Here is a 1,110-nt window from a genome sequence, read left to right as displayed (position 1 = left end):
TCCATGATCAGCGCCCTGCCGGACGAGGAGGCGAGGACCGGGTCCAGCACCACCGGTATGTCGGGGTGATCCCGCAGAACCGCCGCGGCTTTTTCGATTGCGCCGTTTGTGCCGAGCATCCCGATCTTCATGGCCTTCACATCGTTGGCCGCGAGTGCGGCCCGCATCTGGGCCACGACAAGACCCGGCGGCATGTGCTCGATCCAGTCGACCGACCGATGCGTCTGGGCGGTCACCGCCGTCACGGCGACGCACGACCGGGGGCCGAGCGCCGCGATCGTCTCGACGTCGCGCACGATCCCGGCGCCGCCGCTTGAATCGGCTCCCGCAACGACCAGCACGTGAGACTCGCGATCTATCGCCACGGCGCTGTTGCCTCGAGCCACTCACGCGTGCGCGCCTCTGGATCGGCGGCGCGGATGATATCGGTCACCACCGCCGCACTTCGTGCGCCATGTTCGAAAACTCCTGGAAGCCGCTCGACAGTAAGCCCGCCGATGGCGACAAGCGGAAGATTGCCGACGCGCTGTTTCCAGAAGGTAATGCGATCCAATCCCTGCGGCGCCCATTTCATCGCTTTCAGAGTGGTCGGGTAAATCGGACCGAGCGCGACGTAGTCGGGCTCCGCGAATAGTGCCGTTTCGAGCTCGATGGGGTCATGCGTGCTCAAGCCCAGCTTGAGCCCGGCGCGCCGCATCGCCCTCACATCAGCGCTCGCCAGATCCTCCTGGCCCAGATGCACGAAGTCGCAGCCCTCGTCGATGGCGAGCCTCCAGTAATCATTGACGACGAGCTGGCAGCCATGGCGTTCACATACCGTCTTCGCAGCGCGAATCTCCCGGCGCAGTGAAGCTTCGCTCTTGTCCTTGATGCGCAGCTGCACCAGCTTCACGCCAAGCGGCACCAGGCGTTTGATCCACGCGCTGGAATCGACGATCAGGTAGAACGGATCGAGTTTCACGAGAATGCTGCCATGCCGATGACAGGGGTCGAGGGGACTGCCATGTCGCGCGGCTCGAGCAGGCCGGCGCAATGTGCCCCGCGACCCGCCTCCACCGCCTTGGAGAAGGCCGCGGCCATGGCGACCGGATCGCCCGCCTTGGCTATTGC

At 65.2% G+C, this 1,110-nt stretch carries 2 protein-coding genes and 1 pseudogene; all 3 read right to left on the bottom strand.

What is annotated here, in order from left to right; genetic code table 11:
• A partial coding sequence (locus tag EOA78_RS35540) for a bifunctional hydroxymethylpyrimidine kinase/phosphomethylpyrimidine kinase (protein ID WP_206533572.1) occupies positions 1 to 365 on the bottom strand: 365 nt, incomplete at its 3' end.
• Entirely contained in the window at positions 356 to 961 is a 606-nt protein-coding gene (locus EOA78_RS35535) for a thiamine phosphate synthase (protein ID WP_127320366.1), read from the bottom strand. The genes EOA78_RS35540 and EOA78_RS35535, both read right to left, overlap by 10 nt.
• A pseudogene (locus EOA78_RS35530) lies at positions 958 to 1,110 on the bottom strand (thiazole synthase); the annotation flags it as partial. The gene EOA78_RS35535 and the pseudogene EOA78_RS35530, both read right to left, overlap by 4 nt.

The organism is Mesorhizobium sp. M5C.F.Cr.IN.023.01.1.1, assembly GCF_003997585.1.
GTDB classification, from domain to species: Bacteria; Pseudomonadota; Alphaproteobacteria; order Rhizobiales; family Rhizobiaceae; genus Mesorhizobium; species Mesorhizobium wenxiniae.
Note: the sequence above shows the minus strand (reverse complement) of the source record. Positions and strands in the feature narration are given on the sequence as shown.